This is a genomic window from Halorubrum amylolyticum (genome assembly GCF_004114995.1).
Lineage (GTDB): Archaea > Halobacteriota > Halobacteria > Halobacteriales > Haloferacaceae > Halorubrum > Halorubrum amylolyticum.
The window spans coordinates 20,776-46,468 of record NZ_SDJP01000022.1 but is presented as its reverse complement, the minus strand read 5'-3'; the positions used below and the strand labels follow the sequence as shown (position 1 = coordinate 46,468).

The window sequence follows — 25,693 nt, the reverse complement described above, 5'->3', positions numbered from 1 at the left end:
CTACGTCCGCACAAAATCGACCGACGAACAGTGATCTGTTGTATCCAGAGGCAGTACCATTCTCTTCTGGCTACTCGTCAGACCGAGACGCCAAGATGATTAGGGCAGTGCTCTCCTCAACCGCATGGGGAGCGATCTCCTGATCACCGTCGAAACGAACAACATCGCCCGCTGACAGCTCGCGTGTCTCGTCTCCGAGTTCCAGCTCGATCCTTCCCTTGATAAGATAAAATACGATCTCTCGGTCGGGATGTGAATGGGACGGGACTTCACCGCCCGCACCGAGGGTGAGTCGGATCGTCTTCGGTTCTCTGTCAGGGAAGACGTTGGCGTGAGGCTGTCCGTCTAGTTCATTGAGGGTGTGTACCGTCGTCATGTATCGGTCGGATCGAATTCGTCGGTTCGGAGTCCTCGGCGGACCGGTTCGTGTTCGGCGTCGGTCGGTGGTGGAGCGGTGACGAGCAGCGCTTCGAGCCGCGAGTTGTCATCGGCCTTGACACCGCGGTCGGTGTCCGCTCCGACGGTCACGACATCTCCTGGTTCGACGCGGTGTTCCGCATCCCCGTCGCGGATGAGCCCGGTGCCGGAACGGACATCGATCACCACGTCACTTGATGGAGCGTGAACCGGAATAAACTGTCCCGGTTCGAAATAGCCGCAGACGACTTTCATCTGGTCGCTCCGAAACACTTCGACTGTCGAGAATTTCTCGTCGTCGTACGTCCGTTCCGCGTCGAAGTCAACGGCCGTCATACCGAATCACCCGTTCGGCAGGCGACGCGATCGTTTGTCCGGACCGCCGCTCGGGCGCCGGCGATAGACGACTTGCCCGCCCGATGATTTTTAGGTCTGCCTAAATTCATGCGTCTCAACGTGTGGCACGGATCAACAACAGGGTTGGGACGAACATGTTCCCGTCAGATCGGCCCCCGTCGACGACTACTCGCTTCCACCCCCGTCATCGGGCGATCGAACCTTGAACGGTCGCATCATGTCGTGGTCCTCGTGTTCGATCATGTGACAATGCCACATGTAATCGCCTGTCTGATCGGAGAACAGCCCCTTGAACTCCCCGAAGTGTGCGATCACGTGCACCACATTACCTGGGTCGACGGTGACCACGTCGTTCCACCCGAGTTCGTACGATTCGGGGGCGTCGAGCGCGTCCAGATCGATGTCGTCTTCGGCGGGATCGTAATCAGCAGCCGACTGCCGTCCCAACACCTGGAAGTGAACGAGGTGGAGATGTATCGGGTGGGACATCCCCGTGAAGTTGGCGAGACTCCAGATCTCGGTGTCCCCAAGCGTCGGAGTCTCGGTGACCGGGTCCGTGAGTTCGTACCCGGTCTTTTCGTTGCGAGTCCCGAGTACGTAGAGGGGGCGATCGTACTCGTCCGTTTGTCGGGCGAGCGTGAGGAAGCGTTCGGTGTCGACGGACTCGATCGGAACCTCGGGAACCTGCGTCAGTTCGTCTGGGAGTTGCGTTGGCTCCTGCTCGCTCTCCGCGGCTGCCACGTCGATAAGCATGATCTCCGGGAGGGGTTCGGAGTCGTCCGGCCCGATTCCGCTCGTCCCGCGATACTTCGCAGGGGCGTTATTATGTAGGAGCAGGGTCTCGCCCGCGTACTCGCTGAAGTCGACGACGACGTCCGCCCGTTGACTCGATCCGAGTTCGAGGCGGTCGGTGGTCTCGACGGGCTCCGAGAGGAAGCCGCCGTCATTCCCGATCTGGACGAACGACGGGCCCGCATCGCCCGTATCCCCCGATTCCTCGTCGTATTCGAGCAGCTTGAGGTTGTAGTATCGGCTGTTGGCCCCGTTGAGCAGGCGGAACCGATACTGTTCGGGATCGACGGACAGTCGGGGCCACGCCTTCCCGTTGACCGTCGACGTGTCGCCGTAGAACTGCGGAACAATGCTTGGGTCGGGACGTGGATCGGTTTCATCCTCTTCTGTTGCCGGGACGTCTGTTGGGTAGTATAACGAGCCGTCCTCGTTGAAACTCCGGTCCTGTAACACGAGCGGGATTTCGTTGTCGCCTGTCGGGAGATCGAGCTCTCGTTCGTGATCGTTCCGGAGCAGATAGAACCCCGCGAGGCCGGCGTAGACGTTCAGGCGTGTGATACCGAGCGAGTGGTCGTGGTACCACAGTGTTGCGGGCGGCTGGTCGTTCGCGTAGTAGTAGTCCTTCTTCTCGAAGTCGGGGCCCGTCTGCTCGAAGTCGCGGGTGAACCACGCCTGCGGTTTCCCGTCGCTCTCGTGTTCGACGTTGCCACCGTGGAGGTGCGGAACGACGCGGGCGCCCGGCTCGTCGTACGGGATAATATCGCCGTGGATCGTCGGATCCTCCGGGAGCAGGTGCTCGTCTGGGAGGTGATTCTGCCACCGAACGTAGATCGGTTTGCCCTGTTCGGCTTCGATCGTCGGCCCGGGAAACTGCCCGCCGTAGCCCCACAGAGTCGTCGGCGGAAGGTCGCGGTGGAGCTTCTGTTCGATCTCGGCCATTTCCACTTCGTAATGAGGTTGGCCATCTTTCGTTCCGCTCGGTTCGATGACACCCGGACGAGGTACCTCATCGACCCATCGTTCAAGATCCGGTGAGGAATGGGTCCCGTCGGACACTTCTTCGGCGTCTTCTGAGTCGTCCGCAGCTACCGGAGCGCCGATACTTTTTGCGGAACAGCCCGCGAACGCCGCGGTACCGGTGATACCCACGGCTGCGAGAAATCGCCGCCGTGCAACATCATTTTGGGAGCGTTCAGCCTTATCACCAACCATGTACGCGCTAGCCGGTTCATACAAATAGGGGATCGGACAAACCTCATTTAATGAGGATCCGCCCGAACATGTTCGCCGACAAAGACGGGATGTCAGAGTCAAAAATCCTCTGTTGACAACTGAGCCCACGAATATCCTCTTCATTCGACCGTCCTGAATCAAGACACCGGACAAGCTTCTTGGAAACAAAACCCAACGACTTATCCGACCCTACTCGTCGGATCCGGGAACGTATACGTCCGGATTCGATTCGCCCTCGACGTTGACGACCGCGAGTGCGCCGCGGCGTCCGGCCCGTGAGAGCGCGTGGTCGACAATCTTGATCGGGCCCGGGACCGCGAGTTCCATCTCGCCGACGGTCGCCGTGCCGGGCGCAACCGGGGTGGTCTCGACGTATCGCGCTGGCGGGGAGACAAGGTCGCCGTCGCGGTACAGCCGCGACCAGACGTTGCCGATCGGGTGCCACGAGCTGGACTGGTTCGGGCCGCCGTTCACGAAGAACACGCGAACGGTCTCGCCCACCTCGGCGCCGATCGCGCCGCGCCGATCCTTCGTGAAGCCGTGGTGTTCGCCGTTGAACACGACGTACGTCGGATCCTCGGCGAGCATCGCGCCGTGGTCGAAGGCGTGGTGGCCCTTCTCGCCGAGGTCACCCGTCGTGTACAGCTCGTGCTGGCCGAGGTAGAGCTCGCGGTCCACCGCCGGCAGTCCCTCTTCGGGCTCGACGAGGATTGCGCCGAACATGCCGGAGCTGACGTGGTGGTCCATCGCCGGCACCGCGCAGTGGTAGGTGAATAGACCGGGGAACGCGGCGCGGAAGCTCAGTTCCGCGGCGTCGTCGCCGGGTACCAACGTTGTGTCGACGGCTCCGCCGCCCGGACCGTACACGGCGTGGAAGTCGACGTTGTGGATGTCGCTGTTGTCGTCGGCTGGCACCTCGAATCGGAGGTTTACGGTGTCGCCCCGGCGGACCCGGATCATCGGCCCGGGGACCTGCCCCTCGAACGTCATGTACTTGAACGTGACTCCGGGCTCGATTTCCGCGACGGCTTCCTTCGTGCGAAGGGTGATGTCGTGTTCGCGCGGCTCGTCCCAGTCGACGGGGGCCGGCACGTCTGTCGGGTCCGCTGCAATCCGGTTGACATCGATCTCGCGTGCGGGGTCCAGTTCAGGGACGACTTCCTCGTTCGCGTCCTCCGATGGCGGTGTCTCCGCGTTCACCGGCGCGCCGATACAGCCGGCCACGGCGCCGACCGCTCCGATCCCGAGTGCTGCAACCATCTTCCGCCTGCTGAGGTCTTGTGACATGATGCTTCCCATCTCAGCAGAGGCGCCCTAGTGACATATATAATATATACTATTCCCTAATATCGGGGTTAAAACGACTATCTACCACCATATACGGGGCCTTAAATACTTAATAAGAATGGTGAGTACGGAATCAAACGGAAGTGATTCTCGAGCCGTGGTCCATGAACACACCCGGGCCACACGAAGATGAACGTATCACGGCTGCTTGCACTTATTGTCAAAATGGCTTTCTGGAATGAGATTAAACAGTCGTGCGACAGCGCGGGCAGTTGCTTGCTTGTTTTGAGTACGTTCGTTCAGTGGTGACTCAAAGTTCGCAATTAGCCGCCGAGAGAGAGTGTCCCCGAGCAGCCGGACGGTTTGCCGTTGTTCGTCGGTGAGGCCATCCTGCGTCTCGAGTTTGGAGAGCGCCTTGCCGACCTCACGGCGTTCGATCCGTGCCGTATGATGTTGTAACCGTCTCCGGACGCGGCGGGCGTCGATCTCAGTATCAGATACGTTGTCGCGACGATTTCGCCGCCGTTCCGTGTTATGCCGTTCAGAGGTCATAGTTAAATCCAGAGTACCCTTGGAAGGAGAATTACGCGATCATGAGCAAGGATCTGTCTGTCGTAGTGGATCGCTCTACTCGGTTGCCGTCTTCACGGCCTCGAGCAGTTCCTCGTAATCCGGCTCATTTGTTGGATCGTCTGCGACCCAGCGATACGTCACCGTCCCCGTCTCATCGAGTATGAAGACTGCTCGGTTCGCGATCCCGTACAGTCCGAGCTCTTCGATATCGATCTCAAGGCCGTACTGCTGGATCACGTCACCGCTCATGTCGCTAACGAGATCGAACTCGATTCCGTGTTCGTCGCGGAAGGCACCCTGAGAGAACGGTGAATCGGCGCTCACGCCGAAGACCGTCGCTCCGGCCTCTCGGAAGGCTTCGAGATTGTCTTGAAGCGCGACCATTTCATTCGTACACGGCGGCGTGAACGCGCCCGGGAAAAACGCGAGCACAGTCGGTCCTTCACCCAGGTGGTCTTCCAATTCGAACGTCTCGTGATCACTCGTTCCACGCGTCGCGGTGAACAGCGGTGCAGTATCTGAACGTTGAACCATCAGGATACATTTCTTGTTTGCCAAAGGATAAGCTTTACACGAACATGTTCGGAGAGAATCGAATCCACGTGGGTACCGGTTCTAAAGCGGTCATGTTGGGAATCGACAGATTTCTCGAAATTAGGTCACTCGTGTCGGATCTCGATATACCACACGTCGGCCCCGTCAGACGTCGTTTCGTACTGAAAGCTGCGTTCTTCGAGGACCTCATACAACGGCTCCGGTTCGAAGCTGTTGATCAACAGTAGCGTCTCGTCGTCGGGGAGCGCTTCGAGCTCGGCCATGATGTCTCCGAACGGTTCGCCATCGATATCTCGGACGTCCAGGTGCCGACCGGCCTCAGGTCGCTCAGTGGCCATATCTGTGTGTGCCTCGGTGAGGAGGTGCGTGTTCCCCCGAACGTATTCGGGATTCATCGATGGTGAGAGTCAACACCCGGTTTCTGAGAAGGGACACTGTTCGACTCCAGTCGACGGAGTCACAGAGCACGTGGTCGGCGTCTCGTCGACGAGAACCCCGAGGCGATCGATCGCGCCGTCCGGAAGGATGTATCCGATTCGGTAGCCCACTTCAAGGGGCATGTCGAACCCCGTTCGACAGCGGAAGAACGTTCGGACGACACACTGGCGCCGTTCCAATTCCAGCGCGACTTCTCTCCCTCGGTCAGTGAGAACGACTCCCGTTCGTTTCTCGTATCGAAGGAATCCAGCCGCGGCGAGTCGGTCGAACATTTCCGTCACGCTTGGCGGTGCGACGTCGAGGCGATCGCTCACCTCACCGGTACGAACCCGACCGTCGCGGCCAGTACCGATGCGCCTGATTGCGACAAGATACAGCCCCCCGTTCTGATCGACGCAGGCGGTGGGCCGCGCGCAGTCGCAGACGGCGGCCTGGGAGTACTCACGAGTCATTATCGTGCGTTCGACACGTTCTGGGGATGAAAGTACCTCCGAATATGTTCGGCATAAGGAACGCGGGGATCGAGTGTGACTGGAGCGTATGGATCGATCACGGCTGACGGCGCTTTTGATCTGGTCAGTCGTGGGGACGTACCTGCTCGTTGCACTTGGAGCGACCGCCGCGACGGGCGTCGGCTCCGCAGTCGTCTTCGTTCACCACGCCTCCGCCGTGGCTGTTGGGATTCTGCTCACCGTCACGACCCTTCTTGCGCACCAAACGGCGACCTCGCGCGGGGTCCGCATCGGAACGATCGCCGTGTTGATCACGTATTTGGTACAAGCCGGGATCGGACTCGCGGGGCAAACCGAAATGGTGCCGTTCGACGGTGGACTCCACCTGCTGGGCGGAATCGCGGTGTTCACTGTCCTCCTCGTGACACTCGTGATCAGAGTGGAGACGACCGCGGGCGTACCATCCAGTGACGATTCTCTAAACGGGCCAGACGACCACGTGCCACCGATCGCGTCTACCGAGGACATTCACCCACCAGCACCCGAAAACGGTTCGGACCAGGTTCGCGACCGGGTTCGGGCGTATCTCGAGTTGACCAAGCCCCGGTTGATGTGGCTGTTGTGCCTGCTTGCGCTGGCGGGAATGGGCCTCGCTGTCGCGACCGGCGCCAAACTGAGCGGCGTGACCGTTGTTGTGACGCTCGGAGGTGGGATCCTCGCTATCGGTGCGGCGGGGACATTCAATCACGTGTACGAGCGTGACCGCGATCGGAAAATGAGACGGACTTCGGATCGGCCGATCGCGACCGATCGGGTCGGCGTTCAACGTGCGATCGGCTTCGGCGTCGCTCTTGGCATCGTTTCGATGGCGATGCTGGTCGTTTTTGTGAACATGCTCACGGCCGCGCTCACGGCGGCAGCGATCGTCTATTACGCGTACGTCTACACGGTTCTGTTGAAGCCGACAACCCGGTGGAACACCGTCATCGGCGGCGGATCCGGGGCGCTGCCCGCGTTGATCGGGTACGCCGCCGTGACCGGGAGCATCGGCCTCTCTGCCGTTCTCCTCGCGCTCGTCGTCTGCTGTTGGACCCCGGCACACTTCTACAATCTCGCGATCGCCCACCGTGAGGACTACGCTCGAGCGGAGTATCCGATGTTACCGGTCGTGGCCGGTGTACGGACCGCGCGCCAGCGGATTCTTGCTTGGCTCGGAGTCACGCTGATCGCTGCGGTGCTATTGGGGGCCACGACTGACCTAGGTGTCCTCTACGCGCTCACCACGACGGTGTTCGGAGCGCTATTCGTTCGAAGCGTCGTCAAACAATACGATATCGATCAACGAGGATCCGACGACGAACGGGCCGCTGCCTATCGAAGCTTCTACGCCTCGAACGTTTTCCTCGGCGCCGTTCTCGTGGCGATTCTCGTCGAAACGTTTGCGCTGTGAATTCGGCAGCGAACATGTGCGTGAGAACACTCAGCATGATCATCTGTGTATCAGGCCACGTGAGTGACCAATGAGCAACGAACCGACACACGACAGCGGTGATGTTCCGGCGATGCAACGCCTATACAATCGCATCTGGCTACTGGCTGCGGCCGCAGTGGTGTTTTTCCTCGTGGCGTACGTCGGCTGGGGACTCCTCGACCTCCTCTCGGTACCCGTGAGGTGACTTTCGTATGAGTGATCCGCTTGATGATCCGGACGACGATTGGTGGAACTCTCCGATAAACCGCCGGGAAAGCGTCTGGCTGGGACTTGTAGGTGCGTGGTCGCTCGGCATCTTCACGTGGATGGCCGGCTTCACTCAGTTTGGGGACCAAAACCCGATCGGTACGACGTACGACGTCGATCCAGATCGGTACCAAGAACGCGTCGGCGAATACAAAGAGGCTGCCGAAGAGACCGAAGACGGACTGATCCCACCCAATGACGACGTGTACATCGGGGCGATGCGATTCAACTGGGACGGGCTTCCAGCGGTCCTTGAGGTAGGACGGGAGTACGACATCCATCTCGGTGCCTACGACGTCCAACACGGTTTCTCGGTCAGGCCGGAAGAGAACCTGAACAAGCAGATCAACCTCCAGGTGTTTCCCGGCTCTGAGTGGGTGATTCCGATGACCTTCGACGAAGCGGGCACCTACCACGTCATCTGTAACGAGTTCTGTGGACAGGGACACCGAACGATGCATGGTCGCTTCACCGTGGTGGAGGAATAGTATGTCGGTGAGCACCTCCCTGTTCGGGAACGACTACGACGCGGACGGCTTCCGGACGTGCTCGGTGACCGGACTCGACGTCCATCGGTCCGTGGAGAACTACGTGAAGCTCTTCGGGCTGACCGCGGTGATCGCGCTCGCTGTCGGCGGGAGCTTCGCCTTCTCCGTCGCGATGACGCGCTGGGAGTTCATCGGGCTGCTCGATCCGAGCAGCTACTACACGCACCTGAGCATACACGCGTGGAACCTGCTCATCTTCTGGATGGTGTTCATGGAGATCGCCGTCCTCTACGTCGGCGGCCCAATGGTGCTCGGTCGGAAGCTCCCGCTTCGGCGGCTTGCGACCGTCGGGTGGCTCACCATGATCGCCGGCGCGATCGGTGTGAACGCCTCCATCTGGCTGTCCGAGGCACCGAACGAAGCACCGCTTTTGACGGCGTACGTCCCACTCCCTGTCACGCCGTGGTTCTACGGCACGGCGATCGTCTTCCTGCTCGGGGCCACGATCGCGGCGCTCCCGTTCTTCGCGACGATTTGGATGGAGACCCGCGACAGCCGACGAACGCTCCCGCTCGTCGCGTTCGGCGCGTTCGTCACCGGGATCATCGCCGTCGAAGCGATTCTCGGCGGGATCGCCGCGTTCGCGTACGCGCTCGCCTGGCGTGTCGACCTCATCGCCTCGGTAGATCCAGGGATCTACCGGCAGCTCTACTGGATCGTCGGCCACGGGACCCAACAGATCAACTTGCTCGCGATGATCACGGTGTGGTACTTCCTCACCCACGTCGTGGGGGGTGCCGTCGTCGTCTCCGAAAAAGTCTCCAGGACAGCGTTCATTCTCTATCTCTTTTTCATCAATCTGGGGGCAGCCCATCACCTGCTCGTTGACCCCGGCGTCTCCGCCGGGTGGCGGATCTGGAACACCTCCTACGCTTTCTACGGCGCGGCCTTCGCGAGCATGATTCACGCGTTCGCGATCCCGGCCGGGATCGAGGCCGGCCGCCGACGTCGGGGGCAGGGCGGCGGGCTCTTCGGCTGGCTCACCTCCGCGCCGTGGCGGAACCCTGTCTTCGCTGCGACGGTTTTCAGCATCATCCTCTTCGGCTTCCTCGGCGGGATCACCGGCGTCGTGATGGGCCAGATCCAGGTGAACATGACCTGGCACAACACCCTTGCGACGGTGGGCCACTTCCACGCCACCGTCGCGCTCGGGACAACGCTCGCGTTCTTCGGGCTCGTTCTTTTCGTGATTAAAACGATGTTCCGCCGGGACTTCGTTTCGGACACGCTGGCGACCGCGATCCCGTACGCCTACGGGGCCGCGATGAGCGTCGCCACGCTGATGTTGATGTACGCCGGGATCCTCTACGGCGTGCCGCGCCGGACCGCCGAAGTGGTCCGGAACATCCCCGGCTCGGAGTTCAACCTCTCGGCCGCGATTCCGATATTCATGATCTTCGGGATCTTCGCGCTGCTGGCGATCCTCTCCGGGGTTCTGTTCGTCATCGTCTCGGTCGGCTCGCTGCTGTTCGGCCGGCAACTCCCCGCCGGCGACGACGGCGGAATGCTGCCGGAGGGCGGACTCCACGCCGACGGCGGAGAGCCCGTTCACGCGGTGGAACTCCGCGGAACCTTCACGCTCTGTCTAATCTTCCTCGGCGTGTTCGCGGCTGTCTACGTGTTGAACTGGTATCTGCTGACCCAGCTGTGGGCGATCGGCGCGTAGCCGCCGACCGCCCGAACTACCGACCAACCACTGTCCGACCCCAAAGAATGACCGACACCTCTCGAACGAATCCTCGGACGCGACTCGGCGGTATCGTTCGCCGGGCCTGGCGGGACTTTCTGAGCGTCTACTACTCCAACACGCCCGTCTGGCGCTGGCTCAAGAGCGGCGCGCTCGTTTTCCTCGGGCTCTTCCTGTGGATGGGCGGGAACGTCCTGACGGCCTACTGGACTGACGCGATCGCGCTCCGGTACGCGATCGCCTACGGGTTCGTCCTGATCGCGTGGGGACCGCTCACCCACCTGCTCGTCGTGCCGGCCGTAATCCGGCTGCGGCGCACCGCGGAGAACCCCGCAATACGGCAGATAGTTCGCCACGGGTCGAAGATCAACTTCACGACGTTCCTCGTGATCGTCGCGGTCGTGGGGACGCTCGCGCCGGGTGTGATGTTGTTCGACTTCTCGTCCGGATTCGGAACCGACGGCGGCGACGTGACCGCTGACATCGTCTGTGAGACGGATGGCGATCCGATCACCTGTGAGCTCGAGACCGCCGAGGGCGTCGACCACGTCGTCCTTCTTACTGGAGGTGAGGAGATCGACAGCAGCGACGAGCCGCCGTACAGCGTCTCGGCGCCCCGCAAGTCGCTCTCCGACGGCCCCTCCGGGCCACAGTTCGTGATCGAGCTTCGCGACTCGGACGGCGAAACCCTTCGGCGGTTCATTCGGACCGTCTGATGGGCGGGTCGAAACAGCACGTCGCGGCGGCCGAGTCAAGCATCGAACGGCCGCGATTCGGCCCGATCCGACATCAGACGGCCGTAGTTCGATTTAATCCCGCAGCACCGAGCGCGTCGAGTTCGTCACGACGACGCCGCTGCTTGCGGCCATTGCCAGCGCGGCGTAGAAGGGGTTGAGTGCTCCGAGGACCGCCAGCGGAATGGCCACCGCGTTGTAACACAGCGCCCAGGCCACGTTCTCACGGATGCGCCGCCGTGTCCCAGCCGCGAGGTCGAAGACGATCTCGACCGCTCGGAGGTCCTCGTCGGCGATCACGACGTCTGCAGCCTCGATGGCGCGAGCCGTCCCGTCGCCCATCGCGATCCCGAGGTCGGCCGCCGCGAGCGCCGGCGCGTCGTTGGTTCCGTCGCCGACCATCACGGTGGGGCCGGCGGACGCGAACCCGCGGAGCGCCTCGAGCTTTCCATCTGGCGGCACGCCAGCGAAGACCTCGTCCACCGCGGAATGGTCCCGGAACCGATCGGCACGAGGGCCCTTGTCGCCGGTCAAGACGACCACCTCTCGGTCGGCGAACGCTTCCAGCGTCGTCGTCCAGCCCGTTCGTTCGCGGTCCTCGACGGCAATCACCCCACGGGCCGCGCCGTTCCATCCCACTACGATCGGTAGCGTACCCTGTTCCGAGATGGCGTCGACGTCCTCCCGTAGTTCTTCGGGGACCGGCCCACACTCCCGTTCGACGAGCGCGGCGGTCCCTACGACGACGCGTGTCCCACTCGATTGAGGACCCGATCTGTCGGGAGCTTCCTCGACGAGCAATCCAGAGACCCCGGAACCTGGGTGATAGGTGAACGATTCGACTATCGGCGCCTCAGTGGCGTGGACGTCGGTCGGCCGATCGTCGGCAGCCGCCTCCCGAATCGCGTCCGCGACCGGATGATCGGCACGGCGTTCGACCGCGGCGGCACGCCGGAGCGTCCGGGCGTCGCCGTACGTCGCGCTGACGCGCATCTCTCCGGCGGTGAGCGTCCCAGTTTTATCGAACACAACCGTCTCCGCCTCCTGTGCAACCTCGAACATCGAGGCGTCTGTGACGACCACGCCGCGGTCGAGCGCGTCGCGCAACCCCCCGGAGACAGCGAGCGGCGTCGCGAGTCCCATCGCGCACGGACACGAGACGACGAGAACGGTCAGTCCGGCGAGCATCGCGGCGGCGACTGTACCCCCGGTCGCGAGTTGCCAGCCGGCGACGAGCAGCCCGAGTGTGAGCACGACCGGGACGAAGGCCGTCGCGAGCCTATCGACGAACCGCTGGATCCCCGGAGTGGCGGTCTGGACCTCCCAGAGCGCGGCGGCGAGGCGATCCGCGGTGCTCTCCGCGTCCTCACCGACCCGTATCACGATCGCACCGGCCAGCCCGTTCCCCTCGGCTTCCCCCTTGTCGGCTCGACCGATATCGCCGAGAAGGGTCGCACCGCCGATTACGGTCTCACCGGGTTGCTTGTGCACCGGGAGCGATTCCCCGGTGATCACGGACTCGTCGACGTCGGTGGTTCCCTCTATCACGGTGCCGTCGATCGGCACGCGTTCGCCCGGTGCGACCCGAACCCGATCGTCCGGTTCCAGCTCCCCGATCGGGACGGTTTCCGATCCGGTTTCGGTGATCCGCGTGGCCGTTTCGACGCGAGCGGCCGTGACGGTCTCGAGGAGATCGGTCGCCTGCGATCGGACTCGTCGCTCGTAGTACCGACCGAGCGAGACGACCATCACGACGGCGACGGTGACGTCGTAGTACAGGTGCGTGCCGCCGGTCGCGAGCGCGAGGGTACTGTACGCGTACGCTGACAGCGCGGCAACCGCAACGAGGAGGTCCATGTTCGGCCGACGTGCTCGAACACTTACGTACGCACCTCGGAGGAGCGGCGCGCCCGTGTACGCTAACAGCACGGTCGTGAGGAGCGCGATGAACGCCAGCGGAAGGTACCACCCGACCGCCGTGGTCGTATCGATTGCGAGGACGTTCGTCTCCACACCGAGATACCTCGGGTACAGCGAGAGGACGTACCACGGCATGATCAGCATCGCGAGGAAGCCGCCGACGACGAGTCGCTCGACCGACCGATCGTTCCGCGAGGACGTGCGGGAGTCACCGGCGGCCGCATCGTTGTCTGCCGATATCGCGTCTCGAAATCGGAGGGTGTAGCCGTAACCGGAGAGCGCCTCCGGGAGGGCAGGCCGTTGGATCTCCCCCGGATCGTAGACGACGCGGGCGGTCTCGGTGCCGTAGTTCGCTTCCACGGTGTGGATGCCGGCTTGGTCGTCACCGCGTAGTCCGAGAAACGCCTCGCAGGTCGTACAGTGCATCCCGTCGACCGCCAGATAGGCCTCGGTGGCGCCCGACGGACGTGCCGTCTCAGTTGCTGATCCGGGGCTTTCGGTCGTCGAATCTCTCACCGGCCCTGAGTCCGTCCCGACCCCGCCCGCATCCGTCATGCGCTCCAAGTCGTCAAGGCGACGGGCCACCTCCAAGCAGCCGCGACAACAGAACTCCCCATCGATATCGGCAGCCCTGATAGGTGAGTCCGGAGTCGGGAGATCACAGAGGCGGCAATCAGCCATCGATCGTGATTGTCCGGCGACCCGGGAGTCGCTATCCGCGAACGTGTTCGGGTACAGACGTCGCGTTCTATTGAGACAAGTTCGCTCTGGTACCCGACCGAACCGTGGTAGTTGTCACGTCCATCCGAATACGGGGAGGACCGCGGTCAGGAGAAGGGGAACATCTTCGGTGGTACTGTCAGGGGTGCGGAGCCCGTACCCGATCCCATGGGCGCGATTCCGGGTAACATCGAAACGGACCAACAGCCCCCGATGACGGTCCCGTTACGACATTTCGTCGTCGGGCTCGCCTTTCTCGTAGCGGGTATCGGGGTCGGGATCGGCTTACACCTGAACGCCGTCCCGGGACTGGGCCGGCTCGCTCACGTCCACCTCCTGTTAGCCGGCTGGATCTGTATTACGATCATGGGGGCGATGACGCAGTTCGTGCCCGTCTGGTCGGGAGCGACCCTCCACTCGCGACGACTCGCGAATTTGCAGCTGGGGCTGGTCGTCGCCGGTCTCTCCGGGTTCATCGTCGCGTTTCTGCTGGTCAAGACGGCGTGGCTGATCCCGTTCGCAGCGCTCATGCTCGTCGGCTTCTGGGTGTTCGTGTACAACATCATCCGAACGCTCGCCACCGTCGAGGAGTACGATGTCACCGAACGACACTTTATCGGCGCACTCGGCTTTTTCCTCCTGTTGACCGCGCTCGGCGTTCTCCTCGCAATCGATTTCACGGTGCCGACGTTCTCGCGGGTCGGCGTCAGCCGGTCCGGGGTTGTTGGGGCTCACGCGACCCTCGCGGTCTTCGGCGCCGTGCTCACGACGGTGTACGGCGCGCTATACCAGCTCGGGACAATGTTCACGCAGACGGAACTACACGGGATCGATCACCGGCTTCGGTCCATCGAGGAGATCGCGCATCCCATCGGCGTGGTCGTGCTCGCGGTCGGTCGGCTCGTGGCTCATGCCCCTACTGCGCGGGTCGGCGGTCTGTTGATCCTGCTCGCCGCGTCGGTGTTCTGTCTCGTTTTGGCACGCAAACTGTACGAGATGCAGGTTGAGCGGACCCCGATGCACACACGGTACATGGTGGCAGCCGGCGCACTCGCGCTGTGGATCGCCGTCACAGTACCCGCGTGGATATCTGATCCGTTGACGCGTGAGCATCTGCTCGGCGCGGCGAACGCCGGCCATCTGCTGTTGTTGGGAGCGATCGGGTTCGTCGTCGTGGGAACGCTCTATCACATCATTCCCTTCGTCATCTGGGTCAACCGGTACAGCGATCTGTTAGGATTAGAGGACGTCCCGATGATCGACGACCTCTACGACGACCGGATCGCCGCGATCGACGGGCTACTCCTCGGGACCGGAAGCGCGCTGATCGTGAGCGCAGACCTCCTGGAACTCCCCGGCACGCCGGCGCTCCTCGGCGGACTGCTGGTGGGCGTCGGTGTCGTGGTGTTCGTGTCCAACATGATCCTCGTGTTGGTCCGTCACAGCCCGCACTCAATCGATCGGATCGTGTTGGGTTCATTCTCGCCGCGCCGAGCGCGCGATCTTGATGAGGCGGCCGACGATTAGATTTGCCAGCAGAAAGCCCGGAGATCGTCCTGAGCTTCTGACAACACTCATGAACACGGGATCAACTGGACTGCGGACGTGGACACAACGCTTCACGGTGGCGAGCGTCGGGTCGTTCGTGGGCTCGCTTCTCGCCTTTCTCGGTGGGGCAGATGAGGTCGCCGTCCTGATCAGCGTGTTCGGCTTCGTCTGTCCGATGGTGTTCGGGATGGCGTACCTTTTGCTCCCCTCGTACGTCGGCGAGACGCTCGTCGATCAGCGACTCGCCGGGATTCACTTCGGGCTCGCCTATGTCGGTGTCACTCTTCTCGTGGCGGATCAGTTCGTTACGGCGGGGATTCTCCTGAGGCCCCTTGGTGTGACGCTCTGGACGACCGGTGTCCTCATTTTCGTTGGGTCGTTGCTGGCGACTGTCGGTCCGACGGCGGTCAGTACAGTAGCTGGGACACTTGGAGAAAGTGGACGATCCCAACGCACGACCCGACTTGCCACAGCGATGATACCGGTTGCCGTCGGCTATCTCGTCGTCGGAACAGTTGCCTTCTTCGTGACCGACGTCTCGCGGGGGATCGGGACGGTCACTGTAGCACAGGTCACCCACTACTACCTTACCGGGTTCGCAACGCTGCTAATCTACGCGCTCGGCACGCGGCTGCTGACGGCTTTTTTCCACGTCTCGCTACCTCGCGCCGTCGTCTGGCTCGTGCTCATGGCTGGAGCCATCGCACCGGCCTTTCTGGGAACGTTCCTCTGGATCGATCCGTGGTTCCGGGTCGGCGGCGTATTCGCGACACTCGCAATGCTCGGGTATGTGGGCCTCGTACTGCTTGTCGTTCTGAAAACGAATCGCAGACGGGTCGGCATATCGGGGATCGCACTCGGTGCGATCGCGGGAGGGACCGCCGTCGTGTCGGTAGTTCCGGTGGCGTTCGGATTTGGGAACCCGATGTCGCTTGCCGTCCATCGAACGCTCATCCTAGCCGGGTTCTTTCCGCTCACAATCGTCGGATACGCGTACCTATTCTTCCCAATTACCGGCGGTCAGTTCAGGGGAGCGAACCCACAAACGGCCCGTGCGACGATCGGGGTGCTCGGGGCCGGCGTCGCGGTACAATCGGTGGGAGTTGCTCTTCAGTACGAACCGGTACGCGTGATCGGAATTCTCGGGTCCGTAATCGGGGCGATCGGATGTGGCTACCTCCTCGGACGCCGGTTTGTGAACGGTTGATACCCGACCGGTCGAAGACGAGGGCCCGACCGTTTTCGAGCGAGGAGACCGTCATCCGAACATGTACGGGAGTAGGAGTACCCCTCACGATCTCGAACAACTGGGTATGCCCAGCTTTCCGTCTCCGTTCGGGTCCGACGACGACGACCTGTTCGACGGGTACGACGAGTTCGTTTCGGACCACGTCCCGAGACCGGGCGAGTTCCTCGAACCTCATGATCTGCTCACCGGGGCGGACCACGTCGCGTTTCACCGTCTCACGCGCGACTGCTTCGAGGAGCGAAAGGTGTACGATATGACGTTCAACTACAATCTCGCCCGGCTGAATCTCGACACGCGGCACACGGGCGCCGGCTACCGCTACGCCGTCGAACGCGACGACGCTGATGACGCCGTCGAGGCGGACGACATCGACCGCGTACTCCGTGCCGAGTTCACGCCGACGACTCCATTCTGTCCACAGACCCACACGCTGACGATCGGGTCGTTCCGCGCGTGGAATGGGCTCTCTGAACGACATGAGTACGACCTCATCCGCGTCCGCGCGGCACCCATGCACCACCAAAGCGAGGCGATCAACGAGCAGCTCGCCGACCTCGAGCAGACGTATCTCGAGACGGGAGACGTGACCGCCGATCCGGAGGGCGACAGCGAAATCGGGTCGAACCCGATGGAACGTTCGATGAAAAACGAGGGACCGAGCCGCGGATCGCCGGACGCTCCGTTCTGAAAGGATCTGGTCCCCCCGGGGCAACGGCCACTGCGTGATCGGTACCGCGATTCGGGTCTCGCTCCGGATCAGTCCGTTTTCGAAACCGCCTCGTCAGAACGGTGCGTTTGGATCCTCCGCGACAGTCGGGTCGTCGTCATACGTTTCGGCCTTCCCGATCAGCACCCTGAACTCGCCGGGGTCACGCTTGCGATACTCCCAGTAGAACTCCGGGCCAGCCTCGGCGTCGAACTGGTGGTACAGCGGCTTCGGGTCGTGGTCGTTCACGAGGGTAAATCCTTCTCCGTCGTCGAGATCTGCGTACGCCTCAAAGATCTTCTCGTGTCGTTGCGCGGGTGGAAGGTCGCGGACGTCGAGCTCAGCCGTACTCTCTGGGATCTCGACGGACGCTTCCGTGGACACCTCGTCATTGTCAGACATCGCAGATGTGAGATCCTCACCGTCAGCTGTAGATTCACTTCGTTCAGACTTTGTGATCCGTACCCGACAGCGACCGGGCTCTTTTTCGACTACCTCCCAGTCGAACGTGTCATCATATTGCTCCCGAAACTCGCGACGGAGCGGTCGCGGCTCGTGTGGAGCGATGAGCTCCATCGTCTCCCCGTCGGGTATCATTCCGTACCGGTGGTGGATCGTCTCGTGGCGATCCGGCTTCGGGATCTCCCGGACATCGTATCGCGTGATTACGCCCTCGTTGTCGGCTATCGAAGCGTCGGTCTTCACGATTTTGACGCGCCACTCACCCGACTCACGACTTGTATACTCCCAATCGATGACATCGCCGTGCATCGATCGAAGTTCGTAGTAGAGCGGCTTCGGATCGTGGTCGTTGACCAGTACGAACCCCTCGCCGGGGCCGAGGCGATTAAACGTATCGAGCAACACCTCGTGTCGCCGTTGCGGTATCAGGTCACGCACGTCGAACGTCCCTAACTCATCGTCACCGAGTGGTTTCTGTTTGGACACCCGAACCTCGCGGGGCTCCGCGTCAGGATCCTCGTGGTCCCAGTCAAGGGCGTAGTCCCGTTCGATCTGATACTGGATCAGATGAGCGTCGATATCTCGATCAGCGATAACGAGAACTTCGGCATCTGTCTCGGTCTCGTCCAGCGCGTCGTAGATCCGGCGTTGAAACTCGTGAGGCACGGAATCCCGCAGGTCAATTTCAGTGACCATCTTTAGGATAGAGTACGGTCGCGAAGAAGGATGGTCTCTCAGCCGAACTTGTTCGGGATATCTGTAAAACGAGACGGAGTCGAGAGAAGAATTACCGAATGCTTACCAATCCAGTACAAAAATCTCTGCTGCTTTCCGAAGGAAATCCCGACCCATGAATTCGGTGACGCTTTCGCGAACGATCGATGTACCTCCGACTGTTGTCCGCGAATCGATGAACGAACTCGAGCAGTTCATGCGAGCGTCGGGCTTCGACGAGGTTCACGTAGACGGCGAAACGGTTCGTGTCGCGAACGAGGTGGGGATTGCGACTATCGAACTCACACTCGAATTCGTTGACCGTCCTGACGCCGACCTCGCCTACGAGCAGCGTGAGGGCATCTTCAAGGAGATGCGGACGGCGTACACCGTCACACCAGTTGCCAACGGGAGTGAACTGGTGGCAACGACAGAGTTCGCGCTTGACGTTGCGATCGTCGGGGACGTACTTGATTCAACGGTCATCAAACGCCAACGTCGAAAGGAACTCACGGCCCAGTTCGACTGGCTTGAAGAGGAGACAGGCCTAGACGAAGTGGAGGATTGACATCCTCTCCGCCCTGAAGGGGGGAAGATTCCCACGGCACCGCACCGCTGAGTTGGGATGTTTATGGTTTGTAGCGGCCTCGAAAGACGGCTACTGGCTGTGCCAACCAGCCGTTACTCCTATCCCGGCATGGGATTCAGAGATACTTTTACTGCCTGCATCCCGAAATCCAAGTACAGAAAGGGATGCTTTCTGCGTGGGATCGGAGAATCCCGATATTGTCCAATTAGGTGGGCGGACAGGCCGCCTCGGTTATCTGTTAGTACGGTAATTACTTACTTAAAACATCCGTTCAGAACGTAGAGCGTAGCGTGTAGAGGGGTTGTCGGATTCATCCCCGCGCTGAAGCGCGAGGCTTTCTCCTCGAACTTCCGTAAGCAGACGACCTCCCGGATGACGTCCTGTCGAAGGTCACGATCAAGGAGATCGACGACAATCGCTACTATTGGCGTGGCGGGATGGAGAATCAGTGAAATTCATTTATAAATGTCGAGAAACCTCGGTCAAGATCTCACGACATCACTTCAATCGCCCCCGAATATGTTCGTGCTAGCATGTTTTTAGGAGGGCCTAAAAAATACAAACTGTGAAGTAGTTCGGAACGGCTCGGCCGAACACGACCGTAAATACAGCCCCAATCATGCCCTACGCAGAACTCACGATCACGATACCAGAGTCAGTGTGGATTAGTGAGGTTTCCCGAACCCATCCTGACACCCGGTTCCGAGTACTCGCAGCTACTGCGAATACTGCAACCGGAGTCGCTCGAATCGAAATACTCGGTGAAAATCCGGAAAACATCAGTGAAAAACTCCGAGAGTACGATACGGTGACCGATTTGACGGTTTTTGAAACCAAACCCGAAATGAACCGTATTCAGGTTGAGACCACAGTTCCGCTACTACTAACTTCTTTACAAGAATCTGGTGTCCCTCTGGAGATGCCGTTCGAAGTCAAGGATGGCCAAATGACATTCGAAGCAACGATTCCACAGGAGACGCTCTCGAACCTCGGGAAAACACTCGACAAGTTCGGAATCCAGTACACGGTCGAACGGATTCAACAAGAGACTGAATCGGATTCGCTCCTGACCGAACGCCAACGGTGGTTGCTCGATGAGGCGATCGAACACGGCTACTATGACACGCCAAGGCGCACGACTCTCGTCGGTCTGGCCGAGGACCTAGATATCGCGAAATCAACATGCAGCGAGGTTCTCCATCGCGCAGAGGAACGAGTGTTGAAAGAATACAGAAACGGCGACGATACCATTTCGTCTGAATTCGCGATGTTTTCTGATTGATGCCAAGACAGGCCGTCACCTGCGGCGTTTTGTTGACACACACTTTTGATCGACGGTTGGTCACGCCACCGATCGTATTGTGCTCTTTTGATCGATCATCTCAATATCGACGAGAGCCGATTTCGAAATCAAGCGACGATAGGGACAAACGAGACGATCGATATCAGTCTTCGGTATCTTAAGACACACAGTTGGGATCCACGACGATATCGTGGACACAGGCTTGTACCCGACTCCAGACGACTCCATGAGGCCGTCTCGAAAACAGGTTGGTCAGTCCGACATTCGGTTGTATTGACTCCAAGAATCAGACTAGCAAGTCCGGCAGTGACTAATAAACGATCGGTCGAATACCTTCCGGGAGATGCCTTTGACGGTCTCGTCCGTACTACCACGTGATGAATCACACTCAAGTCGGAGGCGTGGAACCCCCCGATACCGGCAATCCCACAGGATGGCTCGATGGCGCGGAGCGGTGGGAACATCCGACCCTCCGCCGAGCCGTCGTCCACGGTGTCCGCCTCTACAACGGCGGGGAGCACCACGAATCGGCCGATTGCTTCGAACACGAATGGTTCAACTACGCGAACGGGACGGTCGAGAGCAAGTTCTGTCACGGGATGGTGCAGCTGGCCGCCGGTGCGTACAAGCACTTCTATTTCGAGAACGACGACGGGATGGTCCGCCTGTTCGAGACGTCACTGACGTACCTCCGGGACGTTCCGGACGACTTCTACGGCGTCGACGTTCCCGCGGTTCGCGATCTCTTGCGCGGCGGATTGGACGACTCGACGGTGCTCGACGCAGGGCGGGTCCGACTCGACGGCGCGCTCCCGACCGCCCGACGGGTCGACCGTGAGTTCGTCGAATCGATCCACGACTGAGCCGCAGCCCGTCGCTTCCGGCGTCGAAACGGATCGAAATACGACTCACGTCGAGACACGCGTCCGGTGATCGTCCTCGAATGCGTGCCGGCGATCGATAACCGTTTCGTACCGGTCGATCTCCTCCCGCGTTCGCTCCTCATCCCAGTCGAGTAGCGTCGCCATGTGGTCCGCAACCGTCTCCACGGCATCCCGTCCCTCACACCCCTCGAATCCGACGGTGCACCGCCTGAACATCACGTCGGTCAGACGACGTGCGTACTCCTCCTCCACGGCGACGGTGACCTGTGCGAGGATGTCGTCGGTGTGGGAACAGAGCGGTTCGGCGAGCCACGGGTCCTCCGTGACGCGCCGTTCGACCGCCTCCGCCCGACTACCGTACAGCGACGCGAGGTGATCGACCGTCGCCGTCGGGAGATCGTCTCCGAGCGTCGGTTTTCCGCGCCCGCCGGGGAGCGGCGTCGCGTCGGTCCAACAGGGCGTTTCTACGCCCAGGTACTCGGCAACCGCGTCGGTCGCATCCTCGGCGGCCGCGCGGTACGGCGTGATCTTGGCTCCGACGAGCGATAGCAGTCCCGCGTAGGGGCGGCCGTGTTCGACGACCTCGTGGTCCCGGGAGACCGCGGCCGAATCGGAAGCGCCTCCGGCGTCGTACAGCGGACGGACGCCGGCGTAGGCGTAGAGGACGTCGCTCTCGTCGAGGTCTGGGAAGAACCGACCGACCTCCTCGAGGAGGTAGGCGACGTCCGACGCGGTCGCGCGAGCCTCGCGGGGGTCACCGTCGTAGTCGGTGTCGGTCGTCCCGACGAGCGACTTCCCGTTCCAGGGAACGACGAAGACCACTCGTCCGTCGGTCGTCGGCAGCGTGACGGCGTTCTCGGTCAGCCGCGGAACGACGAGGTGGATCCCCTTCGCCGGGCGAACGAGGGTGGCGTCGGGGAGACCGGCGACCACCTCCTCGGCCCACGGCCCGGCCGCATTGACGACGGCGGTGCTCTCGATTTCGATCATCTCTCCTGTAAGGTCGTCCTCGATCGTGAGACCGGAGACGGAGTCGCCGTTCGTCCGGATCGACGTGGCCGCCGTGTGGTTCACGACGTCGGCTCCGTTCGCGTCGGCGTCCATGACCGTCTCCAGGCACAGGCGTTCGACGAACTCGGCCTGACGGTCGTAGTAGGCGAACCCGCCTTGAAGCCCCTCTTCGGGCAGGGTGGATTCCGCCTCGCGGAGGCGTGACGGCGACAGCCGCTCGTGGTTGGGCACCGTCTTACCGTACGAGAGGGCGTCGTAGAGGGTCATCCCGAGACGGAGTTTGAGACGGTACAACCGGGACTCGTCGTACTGGGGGATGAGAAACCGCAGCGGGTCGACGAGGTGCGGAGCGATCTCGGCGAGGGTTTCTCGCTCTTGTAGGCTCTCGAAGACGAGCCCGAAGTCGTACTGTTCGAGGTATCGCAACCCGCCGTGGACGAGCCGCGTCGAGTACGCGGTCGTCCCGGACCCGAAGTCGTTCGCCTCGACCAACACGACGTTTAGGCCTCGCATGGCGGCGTCCCGTGCGACGCCCGCCCCGGCGATCCCGCCTCCGACGACGGCGACGTCGTATTCGGTCCCCCGGATCCGGTCGAGCGTTTCCGCGCGGTCGGTCGGCGAAACTCGGTCCGCCATGGTTTATTGTCAGTAGGCGACGACCGTAGGTGTTCTCGGGAATATATCCGCCCGCCACCTCTTGTACTCGCACGCGGACAAAAGGGGCCTGAGAAGCGGTCGGTTTCGACACGCGATCGAAGGTCGCCCCGTGGCCCCTCGCGTGCCGCTGGCAATTCGATACCGGCCTCGACCGGTACGAACCGTTTGATTCGGTCGAAATTCCCGTATTCGGGCGTGCGGTTGACCCGGTACTCACGGATGCAAGTTCTCACGACCGGTATCGGGCCAACTCTATCCGTATCTCCGGTTCATCCCGGGTAATAGTACTCTCCGTCGGCCTTCTGTTCCCTATCGAGTCGACTGCCGGGGTCGTTAACCCGCGGTCGGCCGGTCCCCTCGTCGCGCCGGAACGTGATTCCCAGCGATGACAGGAACGCATTCATCCCGTCTCGTATCGACTGGGGCGGGGTCGCGTGTCCTCGCTCCCCGGGCGTCCCTTCGAAGACGACCAAGCGGTCGGCGATCCGATCGATGACGAACAGGTCGTGATCGACGACGAGGACAGGACGTTCGGTCCGACCGGCGAACCGGCGGATCCGGTCGGCCAGTGCGACGCGCTGGCCGACGTCGAGGAACGCCGACGGTTCGTCGAGGAGGTACAGGTCCGCGTCCCGAGCGAGGCAGAGCGCGACGCCGACGCGTTGGAGTTCGCCGCCGGACAGTGCGTCCAACGATCGGTCGTACAGCTCTTCAAGATGGAACGGGTCGCGTATCCGCGTCTGGAACCGTTGCGACCGAAGGTCCGTGACCGCGGCCAGCCGGTCGCGGACCGTCCCTTGCCCGCCGGGGCTGATGTACTGCGGCTTATACGAGACGGTCACGCCGTCCGGAACCGTACCCGAGTTGGGCGTTATGCTTCCCGCGAGGAGTTTGACGAACGTCGTCTTTCCGAGCGCGTTCTCACCGACGATGCCGACGGATTCACCGGCGTGAACTCGACCCGAGTCAACCGTCAGGGAAAACGCCGGAAACTCGGCTTCGAGCGTCGGGTACTCCACGACCGGATCGGCGTTCCGCCCACCCCGATCGGACGGCGATGGGAACGTGATGGCTTCCTCCCGGATCCGGACGTTTTCCCCCGACAGATAGCCGTCGAGAAATTGATTGATCCCGGTACGCGTCGACAGGCGTCCGGAGACGACACCGAACCCGCCCGGCTCACCGTACAGGACGTGAATCGCGTCCGCCAGCAAGTCCAGCGACGCCAAGTCGTGTTCGACGACGAGGCCGGCCGCTTCCGCCTCCCGGACGCGCTCACGGATCACCCGTGCGACCGACAGTCGCTGACTGACGTCCAGAAACGACGACGGTTCGTCGAACAGGTACAGGTCTGCATCGACGGCAAGCGTCGCGGCGATCGCGACCCGCTGGCGTTCTCCGCCCGAGAGGTCGGCCGTCGACCGGTCCAGGAGTGGGCGCACGTCGAGGTCGTCGACCAACCGATCCCGTACGTCCGAACTCTCCGGTAGCAGGTCACGCACGGTCTTCCCGTCAGTCCCCGGCTGTGTGTCGATACGCTGGTCCTTATAAGCAGTCTCGACGTCGCCGTCGGCGAGGCGTTGGAGATGCGTCTGGAGCGTCGTTCCGCGGAACGATGCGACCGCGTGCTCCCAGTCAGTCTCGTCGGGGTCGCCGAAGTTCGGGACTAGATCGCCCGCCAGGATCCGGAGTGCAGTGGTCTTCCCGACGCCGTTGCGACCCAGGAGGCCGACGATCGACCCCTCCTCGGGAATGGGCAACTCGTGTAGCCTGAAGCCGTTCTCGCCGTACTGGTGGACGAGTTGGCCCGACTCCGAGGGCAACGGGACGATCCGGACGGCGTCGTTGGGGATCTTCTTCTCGATGAGCCCGTGTTCGGCCATCACCTTCGAGTCGTCGATGTGGAGTTCGCCGTCCTCGGTGACGCGAAAGCCCTCGCCGCCGGACCGGTTGAGCGGGTCGTACTTGACCGCGATGTCGCGCACTTCGTCGGTGACCTCGTCCTGGTCGATAACCGCGACGTACTCCTCGTCTCGCGTATCGGTGGGTGAAGACATTAGCGTTGTGAGCTCCGACCGTCGACCGCGCGTTCGTCCGTTCGGTTCCGCCTCCCTCGCGCAGACACGATATCGAATCGACGACGTCTCGTTGTACGGACCGGAAACGGATAAGCGCCGTCAGCGGTGACGGTCGAGCAGGTCGGCCGAGGCCTTCCAGTCGGCATCGTCGTCGAAGTACCGCTCGACGATCGGTTCCTCGGGCATCTGTCCCGTCCGGCGCTTCTCATCCCCGTACGAGGGGCGTCCCTCCTCGACGTAGTACCGTCCCGTAAGGATCTCGCCCTGGTGGAGGCGCTTGTCCGTCTCGCGCATCATACGTGCGGCCTCGTCGCGGTTGCGAACGTCGAACTCGTAGTCCTCGGAGTCTTGGACATCAATGTACGGGACGTATTGCTTAGCGTCCTTATTCCAAGTCGGACACTGCGTGAGATAGTCGACGTGGGCGAACCCGTCGTGTTCCATCGCTTCGACGAGAATCTCCGTGGCCTGTCGCGGGTTAACCGCGGCGGTGCGGGCGATGTACGATGCCCCAGCGTTGAGACCCCACTCGAGCGGCCGGATCGGACTTTTTGCCGATCCGTAGGGCTGGCTCTTGGACTTGTGTCCCTTGGGGCTGGTAGGGCTGGTTTGGCCCTTGGTCAGCCCGAAGATCTCGTTGTTCATCACAATATAGACGAGGTCGTGGTTCTCGCGTGCGGTGTGCGTGAAGTGGTTGCCGCCGATGCCGTAGCCGTCGCCGTCGCCGCCGGCCGCCACGACTTCCAACTCGGGATTAGCGAGTTTCGCCGCCCGGGCGACGGGGAGCGACCGCCCGTGGATCGAGTGGAATCCGTAGCTCTCGAAGTAGCTGGTGAGTTTGCCCGAACAGCCGATGCCGGATACCACCATCACCTCATCGGGGTTCTTACCCCGTTCGACCATCGCCTGCTTCAGCGTCTTCAGCACGGAGAAGTGCCCGCATCCCGGACACCACGTCGCCCGTGGTTCGATACCCGGCGTGAAGTCGTCTGTGGTGGCGTCGCGATCCGATCCGATAGCGTTGAATGTACTCATTGTGAC

General features: G+C 61.8%; 26 protein-coding genes. 13 read left to right on the top strand and 13 right to left on the bottom strand.

Annotated features, from left to right (window positions below; all coding sequences use genetic code 11):
• Positions 1-70: 70 nt before the first annotated feature.
• The 8 genes from ESO89_RS13810 to ESO89_RS19405 form a co-directional block, all read right to left on the bottom strand.
• A complete protein-coding gene (locus tag ESO89_RS13810) occupies positions 71-376 on the bottom strand; it encodes a cupin domain-containing protein (protein ID WP_128906053.1) in 306 nt (101 codons plus the stop codon).
• The gene (locus tag ESO89_RS13805; protein ID WP_128906052.1) at positions 373-753 is read right to left on the bottom strand and encodes a cupin domain-containing protein; all 381 of its coding nucleotides are present in this window, start codon (positions 751-753) and stop codon (positions 373-375) included. Before ESO89_RS13805 ends, ESO89_RS13810 begins: the two co-directional genes overlap by 4 nt.
• A 186-nt stretch (positions 754-939) precedes the next feature.
• Positions 940-2,778, bottom strand: a complete 1,839-nt coding sequence (locus ESO89_RS13800) for a multicopper oxidase family protein (RefSeq protein ID WP_128906051.1) — start codon at positions 2,776-2,778, stop codon at positions 940-942.
• 210 nt (positions 2,779-2,988) lie between these two features.
• Entirely contained in the window at positions 2,989-4,059 is a 1,071-nt protein-coding gene (gene nirK / locus ESO89_RS13795; protein WP_206731766.1) for a copper-containing nitrite reductase, read from the bottom strand.
• Positions 4,060-4,284: 225 nt separating this feature from the next.
• A complete protein-coding gene (locus ESO89_RS13790; protein ID WP_128906049.1) occupies positions 4,285-4,638 on the bottom strand; it encodes a glutamyl-tRNA reductase in 354 nt (117 codons plus the stop codon).
• A gap of 75 nt (positions 4,639-4,713) precedes the next feature.
• The gene (locus tag ESO89_RS13785; protein WP_128906048.1) at positions 4,714-5,193 is read right to left on the bottom strand and encodes a redoxin domain-containing protein; all 480 of its coding nucleotides are present in this window, start codon (positions 5,191-5,193) and stop codon (positions 4,714-4,716) included.
• A 125-nt stretch (positions 5,194-5,318) separates the two neighbouring features.
• Positions 5,319-5,552 (bottom strand): DUF2249 domain-containing protein, encoded by a 234-nt coding sequence (locus ESO89_RS13780; RefSeq protein WP_128906047.1) that lies wholly within the window; start codon positions 5,550-5,552, stop codon positions 5,319-5,321.
• Between the two features lie 69 nt (positions 5,553-5,621).
• The gene (locus ESO89_RS19405; RefSeq protein ID WP_128906046.1) at positions 5,622-6,104 is read right to left on the bottom strand and encodes a metal-dependent transcriptional regulator; all 483 of its coding nucleotides are present in this window, start codon (positions 6,102-6,104) and stop codon (positions 5,622-5,624) included.
• Between the two features lie 88 nt (positions 6,105-6,192).
• On the opposite strand from ESO89_RS19405, the gene ESO89_RS13770 reads away from it, so the two are divergent.
• From ESO89_RS13770 to ESO89_RS13755, 5 genes are all read left to right on the top strand, one after another.
• Positions 6,193-7,554 carry a heme o synthase gene (locus tag ESO89_RS13770; RefSeq protein ID WP_128906045.1) on the top strand — a complete coding sequence of 454 codons (1,362 nt, stop codon included), beginning with the start codon at positions 6,193-6,195 and terminating at the stop codon, positions 7,552-7,554.
• 70 nt (positions 7,555-7,624) lie between these two features.
• On the top strand, positions 7,625-7,780 hold the full coding sequence (locus ESO89_RS18605; RefSeq protein WP_164932801.1) for a hypothetical protein: 156 nt from the start codon (positions 7,625-7,627) through the stop codon (positions 7,778-7,780).
• Between the two features lie 7 nt (positions 7,781-7,787).
• Positions 7,788-8,330 (top strand): cupredoxin domain-containing protein, encoded by a 543-nt coding sequence (locus ESO89_RS13765; protein ID WP_128906044.1) that lies wholly within the window; start codon positions 7,788-7,790, stop codon positions 8,328-8,330.
• A gap of 1 nt (position 8,331) precedes the next feature.
• On the top strand, positions 8,332-10,056 hold the full coding sequence (locus ESO89_RS13760) for a cytochrome c oxidase subunit I (protein WP_128906043.1): 1,725 nt from the start codon (positions 8,332-8,334) through the stop codon (positions 10,054-10,056).
• Positions 10,057-10,103: 47 nt separating this feature from the next.
• Positions 10,104-10,793: a hypothetical protein gene (locus ESO89_RS13755; protein ID WP_128906042.1), complete on the top strand. Its 690-nt coding sequence runs from the start codon at positions 10,104-10,106 to the stop codon at positions 10,791-10,793.
• 93 nt (positions 10,794-10,886) lie between these two features.
• Here ESO89_RS13755 and ESO89_RS13750 read toward each other — a convergent pair whose 3' ends face one another.
• Positions 10,887-13,412: a heavy metal translocating P-type ATPase gene (locus ESO89_RS13750; protein WP_128906041.1), complete on the bottom strand. Its 2,526-nt coding sequence runs from the start codon at positions 13,410-13,412 to the stop codon at positions 10,887-10,889.
• A gap of 207 nt (positions 13,413-13,619) precedes the next feature.
• Between ESO89_RS13750 and ESO89_RS13745 the strand changes: the two genes are divergently transcribed.
• The 3 genes from ESO89_RS13745 (at position 13,620) to ESO89_RS13735 (ending at position 16,936) form a co-directional block, all read left to right on the top strand.
• Positions 13,620-14,978, top strand: a complete 1,359-nt coding sequence (locus ESO89_RS13745; RefSeq protein ID WP_128906063.1) for a heme-copper oxidase family protein — start codon at positions 13,620-13,622, stop codon at positions 14,976-14,978.
• Positions 14,959-16,206 (top strand): hypothetical protein, encoded by a 1,248-nt coding sequence (locus ESO89_RS13740; protein WP_206731765.1) that lies wholly within the window; start codon positions 14,959-14,961, stop codon positions 16,204-16,206. Before ESO89_RS13745 ends, ESO89_RS13740 begins: the two co-directional genes overlap by 20 nt.
• A gap of 106 nt (positions 16,207-16,312) precedes the next feature.
• Positions 16,313-16,936 carry a hypothetical protein gene (locus ESO89_RS13735; RefSeq protein WP_128906040.1) on the top strand — a complete coding sequence of 208 codons (624 nt, stop codon included), beginning with the start codon at positions 16,313-16,315 and terminating at the stop codon, positions 16,934-16,936.
• Between the two features lie 93 nt (positions 16,937-17,029).
• Here the strand turns inward: ESO89_RS13735 and ESO89_RS13730 are convergent, their stop codons facing one another.
• A complete protein-coding gene (locus tag ESO89_RS13730) occupies positions 17,030-17,902 on the bottom strand; it encodes a DUF2249 domain-containing protein (RefSeq protein WP_241686236.1) in 873 nt (290 codons plus the stop codon).
• An 81-nt stretch (positions 17,903-17,983) separates the two neighbouring features.
• Here ESO89_RS13730 and ESO89_RS19225 point away from each other — a divergent pair, with 81 nt between their 5' ends.
• The 5 genes from ESO89_RS19225 to ESO89_RS13715 all read left to right on the top strand — a co-directional run bounded on the left by ESO89_RS19225 (position 17,984) and on the right by ESO89_RS13715 (position 20,885).
• Positions 17,984-18,118, top strand: coding sequence for a hypothetical protein (locus ESO89_RS19225; protein WP_277750274.1), 135 nt, complete (start codon positions 17,984-17,986; stop codon positions 18,116-18,118).
• Between the two features lie 148 nt (positions 18,119-18,266).
• Entirely contained in the window at positions 18,267-18,698 is a 432-nt protein-coding gene (locus ESO89_RS13725) for an SRPBCC family protein (protein ID WP_128906038.1), read from the top strand.
• Between the two features lie 640 nt (positions 18,699-19,338).
• The gene (locus ESO89_RS13720) at positions 19,339-20,001 is read left to right on the top strand and encodes a helix-turn-helix domain-containing protein (protein ID WP_128906037.1); all 663 of its coding nucleotides are present in this window, start codon (positions 19,339-19,341) and stop codon (positions 19,999-20,001) included.
• A gap of 45 nt (positions 20,002-20,046) precedes the next feature.
• On the top strand, positions 20,047-20,400 hold the full coding sequence (locus ESO89_RS19515) for a hypothetical protein (RefSeq protein ID WP_449404947.1): 354 nt from the start codon (positions 20,047-20,049) through the stop codon (positions 20,398-20,400).
• Positions 20,397-20,885, top strand: a complete 489-nt coding sequence (locus ESO89_RS13715; RefSeq protein WP_128906036.1) for a DUF309 domain-containing protein — start codon at positions 20,397-20,399, stop codon at positions 20,883-20,885. The genes ESO89_RS19515 and ESO89_RS13715 overlap by 4 nt, the downstream gene beginning before the upstream one ends.
• A gap of 45 nt (positions 20,886-20,930) precedes the next feature.
• Here the strand turns inward: ESO89_RS13715 and glpD are convergent, their stop codons facing one another.
• From glpD to ESO89_RS13700, 3 genes are all read right to left on the bottom strand, one after another.
• Complete coding sequence (gene glpD / locus ESO89_RS13710; protein ID WP_128906035.1) at positions 20,931-22,553, bottom strand: glycerol-3-phosphate dehydrogenase; 1,623 nt, start codon at positions 22,551-22,553, stop codon at positions 20,931-20,933.
• A gap of 290 nt (positions 22,554-22,843) precedes the next feature.
• Positions 22,844-24,631, bottom strand: a complete 1,788-nt coding sequence (locus ESO89_RS13705) for a ribosome biogenesis/translation initiation ATPase RLI (RefSeq protein ID WP_128906034.1) — start codon at positions 24,629-24,631, stop codon at positions 22,844-22,846.
• Between the two features lie 120 nt (positions 24,632-24,751).
• Positions 24,752-25,687: a thiamine pyrophosphate-dependent enzyme gene (locus ESO89_RS13700; protein ID WP_128906033.1), complete on the bottom strand. Its 936-nt coding sequence runs from the start codon at positions 25,685-25,687 to the stop codon at positions 24,752-24,754.
• Between the last annotated feature and the right edge of the window lie 6 nt (positions 25,688-25,693).